This window comes from Mesorhizobium sp. M2C.T.Ca.TU.002.02.1.1, from assembly GCF_003997225.1.
On the sequence record NZ_RZTO01000593.1, the window covers coordinates 1 to 3,952 of the forward strand.

4 protein-coding genes are annotated in these 3,952 nt (G+C 65.2%); 2 read left to right on the forward strand and 2 right to left on the reverse strand.

The features are described 5' to 3' along the window. A partial coding sequence (locus tag EOD07_RS25630) for a chain-length determining protein (RefSeq protein ID WP_127237406.1) occupies positions 1 to 1,582 on the forward strand: 1,582 nt, incomplete at its 5' end. Positions 1,583 to 1,781: 199 nt separating this feature from the next. After that, positions 1,782 to 2,216 (forward strand): peptidylprolyl isomerase, encoded by a 435-nt coding sequence (locus EOD07_RS25635; protein ID WP_073989634.1) that lies wholly within the window; start codon positions 1,782 to 1,784, stop codon positions 2,214 to 2,216. A gap of 208 nt (positions 2,217 to 2,424) precedes the next feature. Here the strand turns inward: EOD07_RS25635 and EOD07_RS25640 are convergent, their stop codons facing one another. After that, complete coding sequence (locus EOD07_RS25640; protein ID WP_073989633.1) at positions 2,425 to 2,661, reverse strand: hypothetical protein; 237 nt, start codon at positions 2,659 to 2,661, stop codon at positions 2,425 to 2,427. A 126-nt stretch (positions 2,662 to 2,787) separates the two neighbouring features. Next, complete coding sequence (locus EOD07_RS25645) at positions 2,788 to 3,948, reverse strand: GNAT family N-acetyltransferase (RefSeq protein WP_245470481.1); 1,161 nt, start codon at positions 3,946 to 3,948, stop codon at positions 2,788 to 2,790. Positions 3,949 to 3,952: the final 4 nt, after the last annotated feature.

The window sequence follows — 3,952 nt, forward strand, 5'->3', positions numbered from 1 at the left end:
GGCGAAGGTCGCGGCCTTCCGTGCGCAGTCCGACCTCCTGATGGGCGGCAACAATGCGGTGCTGCCGACTCAGCAACTCGCGGAACTATCAAGCGAGTTGTCGCGCGTGCGCGCCAGCCGCGCCGCCGCCGAGGCGAGCGCCGAGAGCGTGCGCCGGGCGCTGCAGAATGGCGGTTCACTGGACAGCGTGCCGGAGGTCCTGTCCTCGGAACTGATCCAGCGCCTGCGCGAGCGCCAGGTGGAGCTCAGGGCCAACATTGCCGACCTTTCCACGACCTTGCTCGACAACCATCCGCGTATTCGTGCGCTGAAGTCGCAGCTTGCCGACCTCGACGGTCAGATTCGCAATGAGGCACAAAAGATCATCCGGGGCCTGTCGGCCCAGGCTCAGACGGCCAAGGCACGCGAGGATCAGCTGGTTGCCGACGTCAACACGCTGAAGGCCGCCTCGGCGCGCGCCGGCGAGCAGCAGGTGCAGCTGGACGCCCTGCAGCGCGACGCGAACGTCCAACGCCAACAGCTTGAATCCTATATGGCAAGTTACAATGCGGTGGCCTCGCGCAGGGACCGCAGATACTCGCCCGTCGCAGCGAGCTTGATCGCAAGCGCCCAGGTGCCGTCCCAGCCTTACTTCCCGAAGATCGGGCCGATCACCGGTGCCGCCGCTGCCGCTTCGCTGCTGCTGATGGCGATCGGCACGCTGCTGGCGGAGCTGTTCTCGGGCCGCGCCATGCGCCCGGCCGCCGGCGCCCGCTTCACCGATATCGAGCAGGTGGCGATGCCTGCGGCCAGGGTGGAACCGATGGTCGCCGAGGCACATGACGAGGGGCAGGCGTTTGCGCCTTACGAGGAAGCCGCTACAGAACATTCGATCGCCGAGGCGGAGCTCCCGAGACCTGCAGAGAGCGAGCCGTCGGAGGATCGCGCAACCGTGATGGAGGCCTCCGAGCCGGGCAAAGCGACGCCCGAACCAAGGCAATCCAGGCTCGGCGAGATCGATGTCGAAAAAGCTGCGGAGAAGTTGATCGCCTCGGGCGCCGCGCGGGCGATCTTCGTGTCGCCGGAAGGCGACGAGGCGGCAGCGTCCGCCGTGCTCGTGGCGCGTGAAGTATCCGACGCCGGCCTGCGCGTGTTGCTGCTCGATCTGACCGCGTCGGGTGCGGCGTCGCGGCCGATGCTGGACTCGAGCCTGTTCCCGGGCATCACCAATCTGCTCGCTTCCGAAGCGCAGTTCAGCGACGTCATCCATCCCGATCTCTATTCCGATGCGCATGTGATCCCGGTTGGCACCGCCGATCCGGTCCGGGCCATGCGCGCCGCCGACAGGCTGCCCATCATCATGCAGTCGCTGACCACGGCCTACGACCTCGTCGTGGTCGAATGCGGCCCGGCCGATGCGCAGGGCATCAGCCGCCTGGTCGGCGACGGCACCGAAGTCTTCCTGTCGATGCTGGAAGCCGACGATCAGGTGACGCAGGCCGCGGTGAAGCTGATCGAGAACGGCTATCCGGACGTCACGCTGGTCACACCGGTCGGCCATGAACCGGGGGATCCATTGCCCGGACGCCGGTCGGCCGCGTAAGGCTGGAGGCCGACAAGGCTGTCCTGCGCCGCCGCGATGCTTGCCGAACCCGGGTATTGTCGGCGGCTCCTGCACTTTACATCAGCGGCAAAGCACCTAGTTTTGATGTTTCGCGCTGCGCATTTCCGTGCGTGGATGATCGAGAGCGGGACCGTGAACCCTAGGGCCGGTCCCCCAAAACTCCCAAAGGATGGCTGTTATGACACAGGCCAAGAATGGCGACACTGTACGCATCAACTACACCGGGCGTCTGGTCGACGGCACCCAATTCGATGCTTCCGGCAGTGAACCGTTGCAGTTTACACTGGGTGAAGGACAGGTAATTCCTGGTCTCGAAACCCATGTCGAGGGCATGGAAGTCGGCACGAAAAGCACCGTCACTGTTCCCGCCGACGCCGCTTATGGCCCGCATCGCCCCGAGGCGGTCGTAACCATCGACCGCGCCAGCGTGCCGGAAAACATCAACGTCGATATCGGCACCCGATTGCAGGCCCGCACCCGCGAGGGACGACCCATGCAAGTAACGGTCGTCGGCGTGGACGACGCCAGCGTCAAGCTCGACGGCAATCATCCGTTGGCCGGAAAGGATCTTGTGTTCGACGTTGAGTTGGTCGAGATCGTTCAGGCGGCGTAGGCGGAGCAATTCCAGGAAAGTGTGGGCGGTCAGGCTCGGCGACCTCGCCGTAGCCTGCTGCCTGCCTCAAAAACAAGGGGACGGCGCGGTTTGCCGTCTCCGTGAAACGGTGAACCGCTTCAGAACTGAACGACTGCCCCAGGATCGTAGTCAAGAGCGCGTCTGGAAAGGCCTTCCCGCGCGGGGAGAGGCGGAGGGACCGCGATTGTCACGGCGCGCGGTCGGTCAGGGCGTTGGCGCCTTCCTGCCCGGCGCAGTGCGCGCAGCAATAGATGACATCGCCCTGCTCGACGCCATGTCCCATGATCCGCACCCTGCAATGCGGGCAGGTCGGCGCAAGCTTCTGGACCGCGCACTCGAAGCTGTCGAACGTGTAGGTCTGCCCGCCCAGGCTCACCAGGAATGCCTTGTCATAGTCGTTGCCGCACTGGTCGCACTTAGCCATGGTCATCTCCTTCTGGGTGCGAAAACCTCTCGGCGATCGATAGGTTCCGTCGAGTCCCTCAGGATCCCGGTCCGCTTGCGCGCATCGCCCGGGAGCGCGACTGCGATTGTGCGTCTCTCGCCAGCCCTAGCTGTCGTCTTCGACCGCGACAGGTGCCTGCCCGGCAGCCTTGCGACGCAGCATCTTGGTCAGCTTCCAGACGGTCGGATTGTTCTTGATGAAAGCCTTCGCCCGCGCGCCTTGTCGCAGCCCTGTCGCCAGCACCTGGCCCTTCAGCGTCAGCGGCGCAAGCACCTCGAAATGCTGGACCTCGATGTCGCACCAGAGCCGCTTGTAAGGCTCGTCGCCGACCGAGAAGTCGTAGACGTCGAAGCCGAGCTCGCAGGCTTCCTGGATGTTGTCGAAGAACAGGAAATCGCCAGGGCTGGTGAAGGCCAGATCGTCCTCGGCGATGGCACCGAACTCGCAGATCAGCCGCTTGCCCGAGCGGCTGGAGCCGGTGATCGCGCGCAGCTTGCCTGCCACGTCCAGGCCGTGCAGCAGGAAGGGTGGCTTTTCCTCGGCCAGCGCATCGGTAAACAGCGCCCGGAAGAAGTCGCGTACCTGCCTGTCGCCGAAGACATTGGCGATGCCCATCTTGGCGAAGCGCACTTCCTTCATCTCGAGGAAAGCGTCGAGCAGCCTGTCGACCTCCTCGCGGGTGCGGGCCTCGACGCGGCGGAAGGTGCCTACAGCCTCGAACTTGCGCGTCTGCGAACGATGCTTCTTGCGCTTGCGCTTGCCGCTAGCGCGCGACAGCAGCGCATCGAACCCGCCGTCGAGATCGACGGCGAGAGCGAGGTTTGGACTTGGGAAGCCGGGCAGCACGGCGAGCGGGTTGGCTACGCCATCGAGGTTGGGCAGCAGCCTTTCCAGCGAGATCAGGTCGATATCGGGCCGTGCTTTGGCGATTGCCTTGAACATCGCGCGGATCGCCGTGCCGTCGATGGCGGGCAGGAACTGCGGGTCAGTGGCGGCGAAATTGCCGTTGGCATGCCGACCGCCGGCAAAACGGGCAACCTTGAAAGGGCCGTGTCGCACCACTTCCAATGCCAGCGACAGCGCCGGGCGAGCATCGCAGGCCATCATCGCGACAACCATGTCGGCGCCGGTCGCGGTCGCCCAGTTGCTTACCCAGGATGCGCTTTGCGCCGGCGCAAACAGCGCCGAGGCGCAGAATTGAGCGTAACCGGCAAGGCCGGCGCCGTCGCTTGCGGCCGCAGTCCACCGACCCTGATCGGCTCGCATGGAG